The following is a 13041-nucleotide window of genomic DNA, read 5'->3' as shown; positions in this document are numbered from 1 at the left end:
AAATATAATTATATATTGGAGGACGTATGATACTTAATACCGTATTGATTTTAGGGGGAATAGCCTTACTAAGTGCAGTGCTCTTGTACTTGGTTTCGAAGAAATTCGAAGTGTTTGTAGACCCCAAGGTAACTGCTGTGGAAGAGGTACTTCCTCAAGCAAATTGTGGCGGATGTGGATATCCGGGTTGCTCGGGATTTGCGAATGCATGTGCTTCGGCAACTTCATTAGAGGGACTTTTCTGCCCCGTGGGCGGAGCTCCTGTGATGGATAAGGTTGCTACAATTGTGGGTTTGGCTGTGGAAGCCGGAGACCCGAAAATAGCAGTTGTACGCTGTAATGGAAATTGTGCAGTTCGTCCTAAAGTTAACGAGTACGTAGGTGCCAAAAGCTGTAAAGTGGCTCACACTTTGTATGCGGGTCAAACTGGTTGCGCTTTTGGATGCTTGGGATTCGGCGATTGTGAGCTTGCGTGTAAATTTGGCGCCCTCCATATAAATCATGAGACGGGACTTCCTGAAATAGATGAAGAAAAATGTACAGCATGTAATGCTTGTGTGAAGGCTTGTCCTAAGATGATTATAGAGCTTCGCAAGAAAGGTCCCAAGGGTCGTCGCGTCTTTGTTTCTTGTGTGAATAAGGACAAGGGCGGTGTGGCAATGAAAGCTTGTAAGAATGCATGTATTGGATGCGGGAAGTGTGCTAAGGAGTGTCCCTTTGACGCTATTACCGTTGAAAATAATCTTGCTTATATAGACTTCAATAAATGTCGCATGTGCCGTAAGTGTGTGGTAGTTTGTCCTACAGGGGCCATTCACGAAGTAAACTTCCCTCCTCGCAAGCCGAAAGTAGAAGAGGCTGCAGGAGAAGCTAAGGCACCGGCTACTGCTCCGTCAGCCAATGCCGGTCTGTAAGTTTATGGAAGTAGTAAGAATAGAAGAAAAAGAAGAAATTATATAAATAGTATGCCGAAAACGTTCCGCATTGGAGGTATTCATCCTCCTGAAAGCAAGTTGTCTGCCGGCAGACCTATTCAAGAAATGCCCTTGCCTAAACAAGTGGTGATTCCTATAGGTCAGCATATTGGCGCACCTGCCACAGCTTGTGTGGCTAAGGGCGATCCTGTTAAGGTGGGTACCCTGATCGCTAAGTCCTCCGGCTTCGTTTCTGCCAACATTCATTCCTCTGTATCGGGAACTGTGCTCAAAATAGATTCTGTTTTCGATGCTTCGGGGTACAAGAAACCTGCCATCTTTATTAATGTAGAAGGCGATGAATGGGAAGAGAGCATTGATCGGTCGGGAGATATCGTCAAAAAGTGTGCACTAAGCCCAAAGGAAATCATTGATAAGGTTGCCGAGATGGGTATAGTGGGTATGGGCGGAGCTACCTTCCCCACCCATGTGAAGCTCTCCGTTCCACCGGGACAAAAAGCGGAATGCCTAATTATCAATGCCGTTGAGTGTGAGCCTTATCTCACCAGCGACGATGCATTGATGCGCGAGCATCCGGAAGAAATCATCATTGGGTGCACCATTTTGATGAAAGCGCTTAGTGTAGAGCGATGCATTATTGGTATAGAGAACAATAAGCCCGAAGCAATTCGCACAATGAGCGAAGTGGCTAAAGCATATAATGGGATTGAGATTGTTCCCCTGAAGAAGCGCTATCCACAAGGTGGTGAAAAGCAACTTATTGATGCTGTGATCCGTAAGCAGGTGGCAAGCGGTGCGCTGCCTATCTCTACCGGTGCTGTTGTGCAGAATGTAGGTACAACCTTCGCCATATATCAGGCTGTTCAAAAGAATAAACCTCTTATTGAGCGCGTGATTACGGTTACAGGGCATAAGCTCGCTAATCCGAGTAATTTCTTGGCTCGTATAGGTATGCCCATGCAACAATTAATTGATGCAGCAGGCGGATTACCTGAAGATACCGGCAAAATAATTGGTGGCGGTCCGATGATGGGACGTGCACTCGTGGATACTTCTGTACCGGTAACTAAGGGGTCAAGTGGACTCCTCCTCTTATCACAAAAGGAAAGTAGACGTAAAGAGTTACGAGACTGTATACGCTGTGCTAAGTGTGTTGGGGCTTGCCCTATGGGACTTAACCCGGCTTTCTTGATGAGAGATAGTAAGATGAAGGACTGGGATAGCTGCGAAAAGATGCACGTATTCGATTGTATCGAGTGCGGAAGCTGTAGCTTTACCTGTCCGGCCAATAGACCTTTGCTTGATTATATTCGCATCGGCAAGCAAACAGTGATGGGAATAATGCGTTCAAGAAAACAATAATTTGCGACTATGGAACAGACAAGAGTAATTGTATCTCCTTCTCCACATATTCATAGCGGCGATTCGATTAGTCGCAATATGTATAATGTGTTGATAGCACTAATCCCTGCCTTTGCTTTCTCCATTTATCAATTCGGATGGCAATCGTTGCTGGTAACAGCGATTAGTGTGGGCATGTGTTGCCTTACAGAGTGGTTTATCACTACTGTAATGCTACACCGTAAGTGTTACCTGATGGATGGTTCTGCTATTCTGACAGGGGTGTTATTAGCTTTTAACCTACCCAGCAATTTGTCGTGGTGGATTATTCTCATTGGGGCTTTTGTTGCCATGGGTATTGGAAAGATGGCTTTTGGAGGATTGGGTAACAATATCTTCAATCCTGCATTAGTGGGACGCGTATTCCTTCTAATATCTTTTCCTGCCCAGATGACTACTTGGCCGGTAGCGAACCACCTTACGAATGCGGTTGCTACTATGGATGCCACAACGATGGCAACGCCTCTCTCCCTAATGAAGAGCGTGATTAAAGGAGCACCCAATGCTTCGCTTGATCAGTTGCCTGATGCATTTAGCCTCTTCTTGGGGCTTAACCCCGGTTCAATGGGAGAAATCTCCGCATTAGCCTTATTGATCGGTCTTATCTACTTGCTTTGCACACGTACTATTACTTGGCATATTCCTGTGTCAATCCTTGCTGCGGTTGCAGTGCTGAGTGGGGCCTTCTGGCTAGTAAATCCTACTATGTATGCATCTCCTTTGGTACATCTGTGTTCAGGGGGTGTGATGCTGGGGGCTATATTTATGGCTACTGACTATGTTACCTCTCCAATGACCAAGGGAGGACAGATATTCTATGGTGTATTAATAGGTGCTATTACGGTAGCTATCCGTACATGGGGAGCTTATCCGGAAGGAATGTCCTTCGCTATTCTAATCATGAATGCATTTACGCCATTGATCAATGTATATACAAAACCAAAATTGTTTGGTGATAAGGTTAAGAAGCAGGAGGTGAAGAAATGAAAAAGTTAGCATCTACATTCCCTAATATGCTCCTTTCTTTGGTGCTCATCTGCTTGGTAATGGGTGGCATTCTTGGAGCCATGAATCATATTACTCAGAAGCCTATTGCTGCTACCGAGTTGAAAAATAAAACAGCTGCCATAGCTGCAGTTTTGCCTGAGTTTGATAATAATCCTATTGAGGAAGCTACAGAGGTAGAGATCCCCGGAGAGGAAGGAAAACTGAAAGTCTATCCTGCAACTAAAGGTGGAGAAGTAATTGGTTACGCAATAGAAACTTATACCAAGAAGGGATTTGGTGGAGAATTTTCTTTAATGGTAGGATTCCTGCCTGATGGTACAGTGGAGAACTTTGCTGTACTAAAGCATGCAGAGACCCCGGGTTTGGGTGCAAAGATGGACGATTGGTTCCATTCCGATGGGGCACCGGGTTTGATCCGTAATATGCACGGTGTGAAAATGCAAGAAGAATCTCCTCTTAAGGTGACGAAAGATGGCGGTAAGGTTGATGCTATTACAGCTTCTACCATAACCAGCCGTGCTTTCATTGATGCTTTTGAGCGTGCATATAGTGCGCTTAAGGTGGTTCAAGGGACAGCTACAGATGTAGCTTCTGAAGCAACTCCTCAGACCTCTGAGGAAGCTGGCGAAGCACAAACGCAAGAGCCACAGCCTGCTGAAGTAGAAGAGCAGTTAGTACAAGAGTAAATAACACAATAGATAGATAAAACCATGAATAAATATCTCTCGGCACTCTCAAATGGTGTCATTAAGGAGAATCCAACCTTCGTGTTGCTTTTGGGAATGTGTCCTACCTTGGCCACAACTACCTCAGCAATCAATGGTTTAAGCATGGGGTTGGCTACTACCTTTGTGCTGATTATATCCAATACCCTGATTTCTTGCTTAAAGAAATTGATCCCGGATGCAGTACGTATTCCTGCTTTTATTGTAGTAATTGCCGGTGCTGTGACGGTGCTTCAGTTACTTATTAAGGCCTATCTGCCTTCGCTTAATAGCAGCTTAGGTATCTTTATCCCTTTGATTGTAGTTAACTGTATTGTCTTAGGACGTGCAGAGTCTGTCGCTTCCAAGTCTAATCCTTTAGTGGCCATGTTTGATGGTATTGGTATAGGGCTGGGCTTTACCTTAGCACTGACGATTCTTGCTTCAGTGCGTGAGTTTTTAGGAAGCGGAATGGTATTTGGTACGCCTATCTACCCCGATCAGTATGGTTCCTTGGTGTTTATTTTGGCACCGGGTGCATTCTTGGTATTGGGTATGCTGATTGCTTTGTTCAACATTATTACTAAGCGCCAATAGTTTACTATGTATTATTTATTTCTATTTATTTCAGCAGTCTTCGTTAATAACGTAGTCCTGTCTCAGTTCCTTGGAATTTGTCCCTTCTTTGGTGTATCGAAGAAGGTTGATACAGCAGGGGGAATGGGAGCCGCTGTGACTTTTGTCTTAGCAATCTCTACGATGGTTACCTACCTGATTCAGATGTACGTGCTGAATCCGTTAGAACTTGAGTACCTCCAAACGATCGCTTTCATTCTGGTGATCGCTGCATTAGTGCAGATGCTTGAAATGGTGCTGAAGAAAGTTTCGCCACCTCTCTATCAGGCATTAGGTGTATTCTTGCCGCTTATCACCACAAACTGCTGTGTGCTTGGGGTTGCCATATTGGTTATCCAGAAGGAATTTACCTTCTTACAGAGCCTGGTTTATGCAATTTCGATCGGTCTTGGATTCTTGCTGGCACTGGTTGTATTCGCAGGAATACGCGAGCAATTGACTAAAGCTAACCTTCCCAAGGCTATGAAGAATGTACCTATAGCCATGATTTCCGCAAGCATTCTTGCTATGGCTTTCATGGGCTTCAGTGGTATTGTAAGCATCTAAGAAAAAAGAATTTATTCTAATCAAATAAAGAGCGGTCGACGGGATGTGATTCCTGCCGACCGCTTTGCTTATTGTACTACGGCCTCATTAGTATCAATGAAGGCTTTAGAGGGAGAAATATAAGAGGAATACCTTAAACGAAAAGCCTCGGAAAGGAACTAAGAAGGTTATGTGGGAGCAAAGAGTACCCTCTATTCTTCTTTTTCGCCTATGAGAGAGAGAAACTCCTCTTCTCCTATTATTGGAATACCTAAGGCGTGTGCTTTTTCCAACTTAGTAGGTCCCATATCTTTACCTGCAAGAATGAAGCTTGTCTTGCCGGAAATAGAGCCTGTGCGCTTACCTCCATGTGCAACGATTAAAGCCTCATACTCATCGCGAGAATGATGCTCAAACGTGCCACTTATCACAATGCTCTTATTAAGTAGAGTAGTGGAAACCTGTTCCTTCTTCTCAGATAGATTTGTGCTTAATGAAATACCGGCTTGCTGTAGGTTGTGTATAATGGTTCGATGCCGATCGATGGCAAACCATTCTTTTATACTGCCGGCAATCTTGTTGCCTATATCATTAATGGCTTCCAACTCCTCGCTACTTGCTTGGGCTAATTGCTCAATGTCGGGGAAGGCTTTCGCTAATATTTGGGCTACCTTTTCTCCTACGAATGGAATCCCTAACCCAAATAGAAAAGATTCATACGGGCGTGCCTTAGATGCCTCAATGGATCGAAGAAGATTATTGATGGCTTTGTCCTTAAAATGGGTTATTTCAGCGAGCTGTTGTGGGGTGAGCGTGTAGAATTGGTCAACTCTTCGTAAGAAACCAAGGTCATAGAGTTGACTAATTGTCTCGCTACCAATATTGATATTAGCTGCCTTTCTACCTGCAAAGTGCTCCAATAGAGCTTTCGTTTGAGGTGCACAACCCTCTTTATTAGGGCAGTACCATGCAACCTCTCCCTCGTTCTGTATTAATGGTGTTCCACATTCGGGGCATAGGGAGACAAAGGCAATCCTTTTAGCTTGAGGATCTCGGAGAGTGGGGTCTGTAGAAACAACCTTTGGAATGATCTCTCCGCCTTTCTCTACCGTGATCCAGTCCCCCTCGTGGAGATCTAAAGCTGCCATGAAGTCCGCATTATGAAGCGTAGCGCGCTTGACAATTGTCCCAGATAGTGGAATGGCAGCAAAGTTCGCCACAGGCGTTATTACTCCTGTACGTCCCACTTGGAAGGAGACGTTCTCCAGTTTTGTTTTTGCCTGTTCGGCAGGAAACTTGTATGCGATGGCCCAACGAGGGCTTTTGGCTGTTGTTCCCAAAGCTTCATATAAACTTTTATCTTCTACTTTAAGCACAACCCCATCTGTGGGATAGGGTAAAGAATGACGCTTATCAGCCCAATAATTAATAAAGTCTAATATCTCTTCCAGCGAGTGGCAACATATTGCGTGAGGCGAAGATTTAAGTCCTAATTCAGCGATGCGCTGTAGTGCTAACTCTTGGGTAGATAGATTGTGTTCTTCCTCAAATAGATAATAAAATACGGCATCTAAGTGCCTATGAGATACAACCTCCGGATTAAGCATTTTCAAAGTTCCTGAGGCTGCATTCCTTGGGTTGGCAAAGGGGTCCTCGCCTTCATCTTGTCGCTCTCTATTGATCCTCTCAAACTCCGCGAAAGGCATAAGTACTTCTCCCCTCACTTCGATATCTTCAGCGATGTGTGTACCCCTTAGCTTTAGAGGAATAGAGCGAATCGTACGTACATTGGCAGTAACATCATCGCCTACTAAGCCATCACCGCGTGTAAGAGCTTGTTCAAGGTATCCATTATGATAGTGGAGTGCTATACTTAGCCCATCGAACTTGAGTTCAGCAGAAATAGCGACCTCTTCTTTGCCTGCTACCTCCAAAACCCTCTGCCAGAAGCCTGTCACCTCTTCAAAATTATAGGTATTGGCAAGGGAAAGCATTGGCACCCGGTGGGGATAGCTTTTAAAGCCACCTGTGAGATCACTTCCCACCCGTTGTGTAGGGCTATGAGGATCCTTGAATTCAGGAAACTCATTCTCCAGAGCCTCCAGCCGCTTCATCAACTTATCAAAGTCAATGTCGCTGATAAGTGGTTGGGCTGCTACATAATAGTTGTAATTGTGCTGCTCAATCTCTTCGCGGAGCTTTTCTATTTGTTGCTTTGGGGAGTCGGACATAGGGCATAAAGGAGAAGGTCTGTAAACGTATCATTTTGGCGTATCCACTCAGGTAAAGTGGCTATCAAGCGAAAGCTTGCTTTCTCAAATAGGGAGCGCGCTGTAAGGTTTGTAGGGGTTATCTCAGCAATGAGATGCTCTATTCGGAAGACGGAGCTAGCATATCGAGACATTAGACTAATGCTTCGCAAGGCATATCCTTTTCTTCTATATCGTTCGTCAATAGCTATACCTATGTAGCTTCTGGCATTGACAAAATCGTAGTTATAGAGCATGATATACCCAATCGCATTTCTTATCGCATGGTCACCTTTTTGCTCAATTACTAAGTATAAAAAGCCATTTTCTTGTAATGAGCTGCTTCCCAAGGAAACTAACTGCTCTGCTTGAAACAGAGAAATTGGTTCGCAAAGGGTATTGCTCATTGCTATTGAGGGAGTGCTTTCCCATCGATAGAAATCTAAAGCATCTCCGGGTTCGCAGCGTCTCAGCCTAATCGTATTATCCTCTAACAAAGAGTAGTCCATTCCTTATACGAAGAGTCAAAGCATGGTCTTTCTCATGTCCTGCCGGTCATGCATAGCTTGAGCAAGAGTAATCTCATCGACGTACTCCAATTCATCCCCAATGGCAATGCCACGAGATAGCTGGGTTATACGGATGGAAAAATCCTTTAGGCGCCGATAAATATAATAGCAAGTAGTTTCGCCATCAATCGTTGAGCTGATAGCGAAGATTACTTCCTTGATCTGCTCCTTTTGAATGCGCTCAATAAGCGAATCAATCTCTAAGTTTTGGGGGCCAACTCCATCAATGGCAGAAATAACTCCACCAAGTACATGGTAAAGTCCCTTATACTGGTAAGTGCGCTCTATGGCGAGTACATCACGTATATTCTCTACAACACAAAGCACATCTTGCACACGATCCGGAGAGGAGCAAATGGGACAGAGAGGGGTATCGCTGATATTGTGGCAGCGTTGGCAGTATCCACTATTCTCTCTTAAGTCGATAATCGCATTCCCCAGAGAAATAGCGCTCTCGCGGGGTTGTCGTAATAGGTGTAACGCAAGACGTAACGCCGTTTTACGACCTATCCCCGGAAGTTGAGCAAGCTCTTCAACAGCTTTTTCAAGCCATTTGGAAGGGTACTGTTCGCTATTCATTACTCAAAGCATCAGCTTCTTCAATTTCGTAGCTTAGCAATGGGTAGCTTTGGTTTTCAATGACCTTTATAGCAACCTTGTAGGTGCGTTTCCATGAATTCAATAGACTCTTTCCCCAGCTTCCTCTCTTGATATATGAGGCAACAAAGGGATGTACTACTAAAGTTACTTTCTTGAGTGACCTATTGCTTTCTACCACCCTTTTCAGGTACTCTTCTATCTCATCGGTAAGTAGGATAGAAGGCTTGGCTTTGCCGGTCCCATGACAGGTTGGGCAAGCTTCTTCTGTCTTTACCTTTGTTGCAGGTCTAACACGCTGGCGTGTGATCTGCATGACACAGAACTTGTTGAGCGGTAGAACGGTGTGCGAAGCGCGATCGTTCTTCATAAGCTCAACCATGTACTTATAGAGCTCATCGCATTCGGGCTGCTCCATGTCAATAAAGTCGATTGCGATTATTCCGCCCATATCACGTAGTCTAAGCTGCCTTGCAATTTCTTCTGCAGCAAGCATATTTACGTTGTAGGCGTTCTCTTTCTGATCAGGCGATTTCCTTGATCCGGTGCCGCTATTGACATCAATTACATGCATTGCTTCTGTAGTATCAATCACCAAGTAAGCCCCACTTTTATAAGTTACATTTCGTCCCATATAGGACTTAATCTGCTTGGTGATGCCAAAAGCGTCGAATATTGGCTTTGGTTTATCGTAATACTCAACGATATTAGGCTTGTCGATATCTAAGAAGCTGATGTATTCTTTTATCTCACGGTATAGTTCTTCGTCATTTACTGTAATCTTAGAGTAGGTGTCGTTGAATGAGTCGCGAATGAAACTGATGGCTCTGCTAACCTCTTTGTGAATCCTGCCCGGCTCTTTTGTCGTTTTTAATGAACGCTTTACCTCTTCCCATCGGTTCAGTAGATTCTTTAATTCGCTTACCAATTCGCGGGAGTCGCGTCCTAAGGCACTTGTACGAACGATCACTTCAAATCCGTCCGGCTTTATAGAAGCTATCAGATTCTCTATTTTAATGATCTCGTAGTTATCTTTTTCCTTGCGACAGATGTCCTTTATCTTTTGAGAGATATGGATACCGCTCCCGAAGGGCTTGAGTACCATATATCGTCCCGTAAAGGAAATATCCGTTGTAATCGTAGCTCCTTTTGTATTAATCGGTTCCTTGATAACTTGAACGAGAACTTCATCATTCTTATCAAGTAAGGAGTCTATTTTGTTCTTATCCGGTGAGGACTTTGTTTTTTCCTCTTTTTTTGTTGCCTCAGCCTGTCGTCCCTCTTTGCGTCCTTTTTCTGAACGAATGCTCTTGAGCAGTTTACGAGAAGCGTCGAAACTACTACCTCCTAACGCATTATACGATAAAAAAGCAGGTTGCTTAAAACCTATGTTAACTAGGGCTGCATTAATCTCCGCGCGAACCTTCCGAATCCGTCCTAGGTATATATCTCCTAAAGCGCATTCAGGATTGCGTTCTTCTCGCTGTAATTCAACTAATCTATTATCTTCGAGCAGTGCAATGACAGTTTCATCATCCTTTACATCAATTACTAAATGGCTTTCCATTACATTATATTATAGATGATAGTGTCCGTCTGCTATTAATGTTACGAATAACAATGGAAGAGGGTAGCGCTGCAAAGTATATCACAGCAAAAACCCTCTTTACCATAATTTTTCGGTATGTGTCGTTTAGCGCTTCTTATGACGATTCTTTCTCAGTCTTTTTTTGCGCTTGTGTGTAGACATCTTATGTCTCTTCTTTTTCTTTCCGCTTGGCATAATTATTCCTCGTTTTAAATTTGTTATACTTCTTTTCGCAGAGTAGGTACAGAGTGGTAATTAAGTGGATCTATGTGCCTTCTCGTGCTACTTACTTTTAATTTTCTTCAAATAGGGCAATGAACTTGCGAGACGGCTTAAAAGCAGGTACACGCCGAGCCGGGATAAGGATCGATTCTTGCTTGGAAATATTGCGTGCTAGTTTAGGTGCTTTTTCTTTTACCAAGAAGGTACCAAACCCTCTCAATTCAATTCTATCACCTTCGCGTAGCGCTTCTTTGATGGAATCCATTAGGGTCTCGACCACTTTGGATACTTCCTCTCTATCAAGTCCTGTCTCCTTTGCTACGCGAGCAACTAAGTTTGCTTTAGTCATATATCTGTTTCTTCTGTTGTTCGTTCGTCGTTCAGTTGACAAAGGTAACAATTTCTAAGTAAACAAAGCGGAATGTCCTATAATTCAAATAGCTGGAGTGTACCTATTCCCTGCTTTTAGCTGTGGAAAAGTCAAAAAGTGACGCATTTGTTTCGTACAAGCTACTACAAAGAGGTGCTATAGTCGTGCAAAGCGCTTGTGCCATATTAGCGTATATTTGACTAATGGATAGTGCGCTGTCGTCACTCTCCAAAAGCATTTTCCCGGCACTATATACCCACTTTGCTGCGTCTTGGTTAAAGTGCTCTCCAAAGGAGAGAAAAAAGCCGTGTGAAAGTAATTGTGCTGCTAATTGGGCATTTCCTCTAAATCCATGGATGACCATCGGCACTTCGTCTCCAACTCTCTTTCGGAAAGCTAATACTTCGCTCCAAGCTCTTACTACGTGCAGTATCATGGGCTTGTTCAGCTCATGTGCAATGTGCCACTGAAGCATTAGAGCTTGCTCTTGAATAGGGAGTGGAGTAGAGGCGAGACGATCCAATCCGCACTCTCCCAACGCTTTTACATCTTCTCGAGAGGCTAATGACATGAGGTCCTCTTTATGCAGTTTCTCCTCTGAAAGGTACCATGGATGCCATCCTACTGAGTAGAACTGAGTCGTACCTATAGAAGGGGCGGGAATAGCCTCAGTCGTTACGTCTACCGAAATGAGCTGCCACGCATTTGCTTCTTGTGGGGTGTGTAAGTGGCAGTGGCTATTGCAATAGAGAAGCATAGAATCGGGTTAGGGAACGGGGTCGTATCCCGACTTTCCCCATGGATGACATCTTAATATCCGCTTTATAGCCAAATAACTCCCCTTTAGTGGACCATGCTTGCGTAGGGCCTGAAGTGCATAAGTGGAGCAGGTGGGTGTAAAGCGACATGTGGGCGGAAAAAGAGGTGAAATACATATCTGGTAGAAGCGTATGGGGAGTGATAGAAGCCAAATAGATCCCCGGCTTACTTTTTGTCGGAGCGAAAAGGTATTCTTTGAGAGTCTATCATTTACCATACGAAATAGCACGCTCACTAAGTTTGCTCACCACCTGTTTCATCGCTTTTTGGCAGCGGGCAAATGAGGGTAAATCATCACATATTGCAATGAGAGCAAAATGTAACGTAAGGTCTCTTTCCTCCAATCCCTTACAAAGTGGCGATTTATTTAAGCGGTAGGCTTCTCGGGTGAGCCGTTTCAAGCGGTTGCGTGCAACGGCTCTCTTAAAGCGTTTCTTTGCTACGCTGATCAAACAAGCAGCTCTCTCGGCAGGTTTATTGTCGGTAGGCGGTTCAAACTGATAGATCACCCTATAGGGATAGATTGTAAAAGCCTGCTTAGAGGCAAATAACTGGTCTATGTGACGCTTCTTGTGAAGCCTCTCTTCCTTACTAAAGTTATTTTTTAGCATGTGACGCAAGGAATGCCTCCAAGGCGTCAGTCATGGAGGGGTATTCCGGTGTAGGCGCTACAAAGTCGAGTTGCATGCCGGCTTTTTTTACAGCTTCTGAAGTTAGATGTCCGAACGCTCCAATAAATGATTTTTTCGGATCAAAGTTAGGGAAAAGCTCCTCCATGGCTGTGATCCCATAAGGACTGAAGAACACAATCAGATCGTATGAATAATCCGGTTTGTCATCCCAAGGTCTTGTGATGGTCTGGTAAGCAACGGCACTTGTGTAATTGAGGTTCGTTTCTTTTAGTTTATCTACGATTGGACTGATACCGTCTTCGCCTACCGGGATGAGGTAGCGCTCACTCTTATGCGTGGGCTTAGACATGATCTGAACCAATTCATCGATATGCCCCGCTTCTCCAAAAAAGATTTTTCGTTTGCGGTATACGATATATTTCTGTAGATATAAAGCTATTTTCTCACTGGTACAGAAATACTTCATAGTGTCCGGTGCCGTAGAACGTAGTGCCTTAAGTAGGTTGAAAAAGCAATCTATCGCTGTTTTTGAGGTAAAGACAACGGCTGTATAAGAAAGCGGATCTATTCGCTGTTTGCGGAACGCAACAGCATCAATGGGTACGGTTTGGATCAATTGTCTGAAATCAATGTCGTAACCATACTTTTTTGCGATACTAAAGTAGGGACTCCTGCCCGAGGAGGGTTCGGGCTGTGAAATGAGCATCTTTTTTCTGGGTTCTTCCATTTGGGTTATGCTACACTATCCTAATGCGCCACAGTCCTCTTTTCTTAATGCTTGTGCTA

15 protein-coding genes are annotated in these 13041 nt (G+C 44.1%); 6 read left to right on the top strand and 9 right to left on the bottom strand.

All coding sequences use genetic code 11. The features are described 5' to 3' along the window. The first annotated feature begins 26 nt into the window (after positions 1–26). The 6 genes from ACLWMH_RS05025 to rsxA are packed head-to-tail and all read left to right on the top strand — an operon-like array spanning position 27 to position 5230. A complete protein-coding gene (locus ACLWMH_RS05025) occupies positions 27–914 on the top strand; it encodes a Fe-S cluster domain-containing protein (protein ID WP_411915660.1) in 888 nt (295 codons plus the stop codon). Between the two features lie 51 nt (positions 915–965). After that, a complete protein-coding gene (gene rsxC / locus ACLWMH_RS05020) occupies positions 966–2297 on the top strand; it encodes an electron transport complex subunit RsxC (RefSeq protein WP_411915659.1) in 1332 nt (443 codons plus the stop codon). Positions 2298–2306: 9 nt separating this feature from the next. After that, positions 2307–3323 carry an RnfABCDGE type electron transport complex subunit D gene (locus tag ACLWMH_RS05015; RefSeq protein WP_411915658.1) on the top strand — a complete coding sequence of 339 codons (1017 nt, stop codon included), beginning with the start codon at positions 2307–2309 and terminating at the stop codon, positions 3321–3323. After that, positions 3320–4030 carry an RnfABCDGE type electron transport complex subunit G gene (locus tag ACLWMH_RS05010; RefSeq protein WP_411915657.1) on the top strand — a complete coding sequence of 237 codons (711 nt, stop codon included), beginning with the start codon at positions 3320–3322 and terminating at the stop codon, positions 4028–4030. The genes ACLWMH_RS05015 and ACLWMH_RS05010 overlap by 4 nt, the downstream gene beginning before the upstream one ends. Positions 4031–4054: 24 nt before the next feature. After that, a complete protein-coding gene (gene rsxE / locus ACLWMH_RS05005; protein ID WP_411915656.1) occupies positions 4055–4645 on the top strand; it encodes an electron transport complex subunit RsxE in 591 nt (196 codons plus the stop codon). Between the two features lie 6 nt (positions 4646–4651). Beyond that, positions 4652–5230 (top strand): electron transport complex subunit RsxA, encoded by a 579-nt coding sequence (gene rsxA / locus ACLWMH_RS05000; RefSeq protein ID WP_411915655.1) that lies wholly within the window; start codon positions 4652–4654, stop codon positions 5228–5230. 191 nt (positions 5231–5421) lie between these two features. Here rsxA and ligA read toward each other — a convergent pair whose 3' ends face one another. The 9 genes from ligA to ACLWMH_RS04955 all read right to left on the bottom strand — a co-directional run bounded on the left by ligA (position 5422) and on the right by ACLWMH_RS04955 (position 12982). Next, the gene (gene ligA, locus ACLWMH_RS04995; protein WP_411915654.1) at positions 5422–7440 is read right to left on the bottom strand and encodes an NAD-dependent DNA ligase LigA; all 2019 of its coding nucleotides are present in this window, start codon (positions 7438–7440) and stop codon (positions 5422–5424) included. Continuing rightward, a complete protein-coding gene (locus ACLWMH_RS04990; RefSeq protein ID WP_411915653.1) occupies positions 7413–7967 on the bottom strand; it encodes a GNAT family N-acetyltransferase in 555 nt (184 codons plus the stop codon). The genes ligA and ACLWMH_RS04990 overlap by 28 nt, the downstream gene beginning before the upstream one ends. A gap of 15 nt (positions 7968–7982) precedes the next feature. Beyond that, positions 7983–8606 carry a recombination mediator RecR gene (recR, locus tag ACLWMH_RS04985; RefSeq protein ID WP_411915652.1) on the bottom strand — a complete coding sequence of 208 codons (624 nt, stop codon included), beginning with the start codon at positions 8604–8606 and terminating at the stop codon, positions 7983–7985. After that, on the bottom strand, positions 8599–10191 hold the full coding sequence (locus ACLWMH_RS04980) for an Rne/Rng family ribonuclease (RefSeq protein ID WP_411915651.1): 1593 nt from the start codon (positions 10189–10191) through the stop codon (positions 8599–8601). The genes recR and ACLWMH_RS04980 overlap by 8 nt, the downstream gene beginning before the upstream one ends. 313 nt (positions 10192–10504) lie before the next feature. Further along, entirely contained in the window at positions 10505–10783 is a 279-nt protein-coding gene (locus tag ACLWMH_RS04975) for an HU family DNA-binding protein (protein ID WP_411915650.1), read from the bottom strand. Between the two features lie 103 nt (positions 10784–10886). Continuing rightward, positions 10887–11561 (bottom strand): TatD family hydrolase, encoded by a 675-nt coding sequence (locus tag ACLWMH_RS04970; protein WP_411915649.1) that lies wholly within the window; start codon positions 11559–11561, stop codon positions 10887–10889. Positions 11562–11570: 9 nt separating this feature from the next. Further along, positions 11571–11840, bottom strand: coding sequence for a membrane protein insertion efficiency factor YidD (gene yidD / locus ACLWMH_RS04965; protein WP_411915648.1), 270 nt, complete (start codon positions 11838–11840; stop codon positions 11571–11573). After that, positions 11830–12234 (bottom strand): ribonuclease P protein component, encoded by a 405-nt coding sequence (locus ACLWMH_RS04960; protein WP_411915647.1) that lies wholly within the window; start codon positions 12232–12234, stop codon positions 11830–11832. Before ACLWMH_RS04960 ends, yidD begins: the two co-directional genes overlap by 11 nt. Continuing rightward, the gene (locus tag ACLWMH_RS04955) at positions 12221–12982 is read right to left on the bottom strand and encodes a uroporphyrinogen-III synthase (RefSeq protein WP_411915646.1); all 762 of its coding nucleotides are present in this window, start codon (positions 12980–12982) and stop codon (positions 12221–12223) included. Before ACLWMH_RS04955 ends, ACLWMH_RS04960 begins: the two co-directional genes overlap by 14 nt. Positions 12983–13041: the final 59 nt, after the last annotated feature.

Origin of the sequence: Porphyromonas miyakawae, from assembly GCF_045865415.1 — a bacterium.
Lineage (GTDB): Bacteria > Bacteroidota > Bacteroidia > Bacteroidales > Porphyromonadaceae > Porphyromonas > Porphyromonas miyakawae.
Note: the sequence above shows the minus strand (reverse complement) of the source record. Positions and strands in the feature narration are given on the sequence as shown.

What these genes read in the sequence shown, in the direction of transcription:
- ACLWMH_RS05025 (WP_411915660.1), top strand. Translation starts at nt 27, where the DNA reads ATGATACTTAATACCGTATTGATTTTAGGGGGAATAGCCTTACTAAGT.
- rsxC (WP_411915659.1), top strand. Translation starts at nt 966, where the DNA reads ATGCCGAAAACGTTCCGCATTGGAGGTATTCATCCTCCTGAAAGCAAG.
- ACLWMH_RS05015 (WP_411915658.1), top strand. Translation starts at nt 2,307, where the DNA reads ATGGAACAGACAAGAGTAATTGTATCTCCTTCTCCACATATTCATAGC.
- ACLWMH_RS05010 (WP_411915657.1), top strand. Translation starts at nt 3,320, where the DNA reads ATGAAAAAGTTAGCATCTACATTCCCTAATATGCTCCTTTCTTTGGTG.
- rsxE (WP_411915656.1), top strand. Translation starts at nt 4,055, where the DNA reads ATGAATAAATATCTCTCGGCACTCTCAAATGGTGTCATTAAGGAGAAT.
- rsxA (WP_411915655.1), top strand. Translation starts at nt 4,652, where the DNA reads ATGTATTATTTATTTCTATTTATTTCAGCAGTCTTCGTTAATAACGTA.
- ligA (WP_411915654.1), bottom strand. Translation starts at nt 7,440, where the DNA reads ATGTCCGACTCCCCAAAGCAACAAATAGAAAAGCTCCGCGAAGAGATT.
- ACLWMH_RS04990 (WP_411915653.1), bottom strand. Translation starts at nt 7,967, where the DNA reads ATGGACTACTCTTTGTTAGAGGATAATACGATTAGGCTGAGACGCTGC.
- recR (WP_411915652.1), bottom strand. Translation starts at nt 8,606, where the DNA reads ATGAATAGCGAACAGTACCCTTCCAAATGGCTTGAAAAAGCTGTTGAA.
- ACLWMH_RS04980 (WP_411915651.1), bottom strand. Translation starts at nt 10,191, where the DNA reads ATGGAAAGCCATTTAGTAATTGATGTAAAGGATGATGAAACTGTCATT.
- ACLWMH_RS04975 (WP_411915650.1), bottom strand. Translation starts at nt 10,783, where the DNA reads ATGACTAAAGCAAACTTAGTTGCTCGCGTAGCAAAGGAGACAGGACTT.
- ACLWMH_RS04970 (WP_411915649.1), bottom strand. Translation starts at nt 11,561, where the DNA reads ATGCTTCTCTATTGCAATAGCCACTGCCACTTACACACCCCACAAGAA.
- yidD (WP_411915648.1), bottom strand. Translation starts at nt 11,840, where the DNA reads ATGGTAAATGATAGACTCTCAAAGAATACCTTTTCGCTCCGACAAAAA.
- ACLWMH_RS04960 (WP_411915647.1), bottom strand. Translation starts at nt 12,234, where the DNA reads ATGCTAAAAAATAACTTTAGTAAGGAAGAGAGGCTTCACAAGAAGCGT.
- ACLWMH_RS04955 (WP_411915646.1), bottom strand. Translation starts at nt 12,982, where the DNA reads ATGGAAGAACCCAGAAAAAAGATGCTCATTTCACAGCCCGAACCCTCC.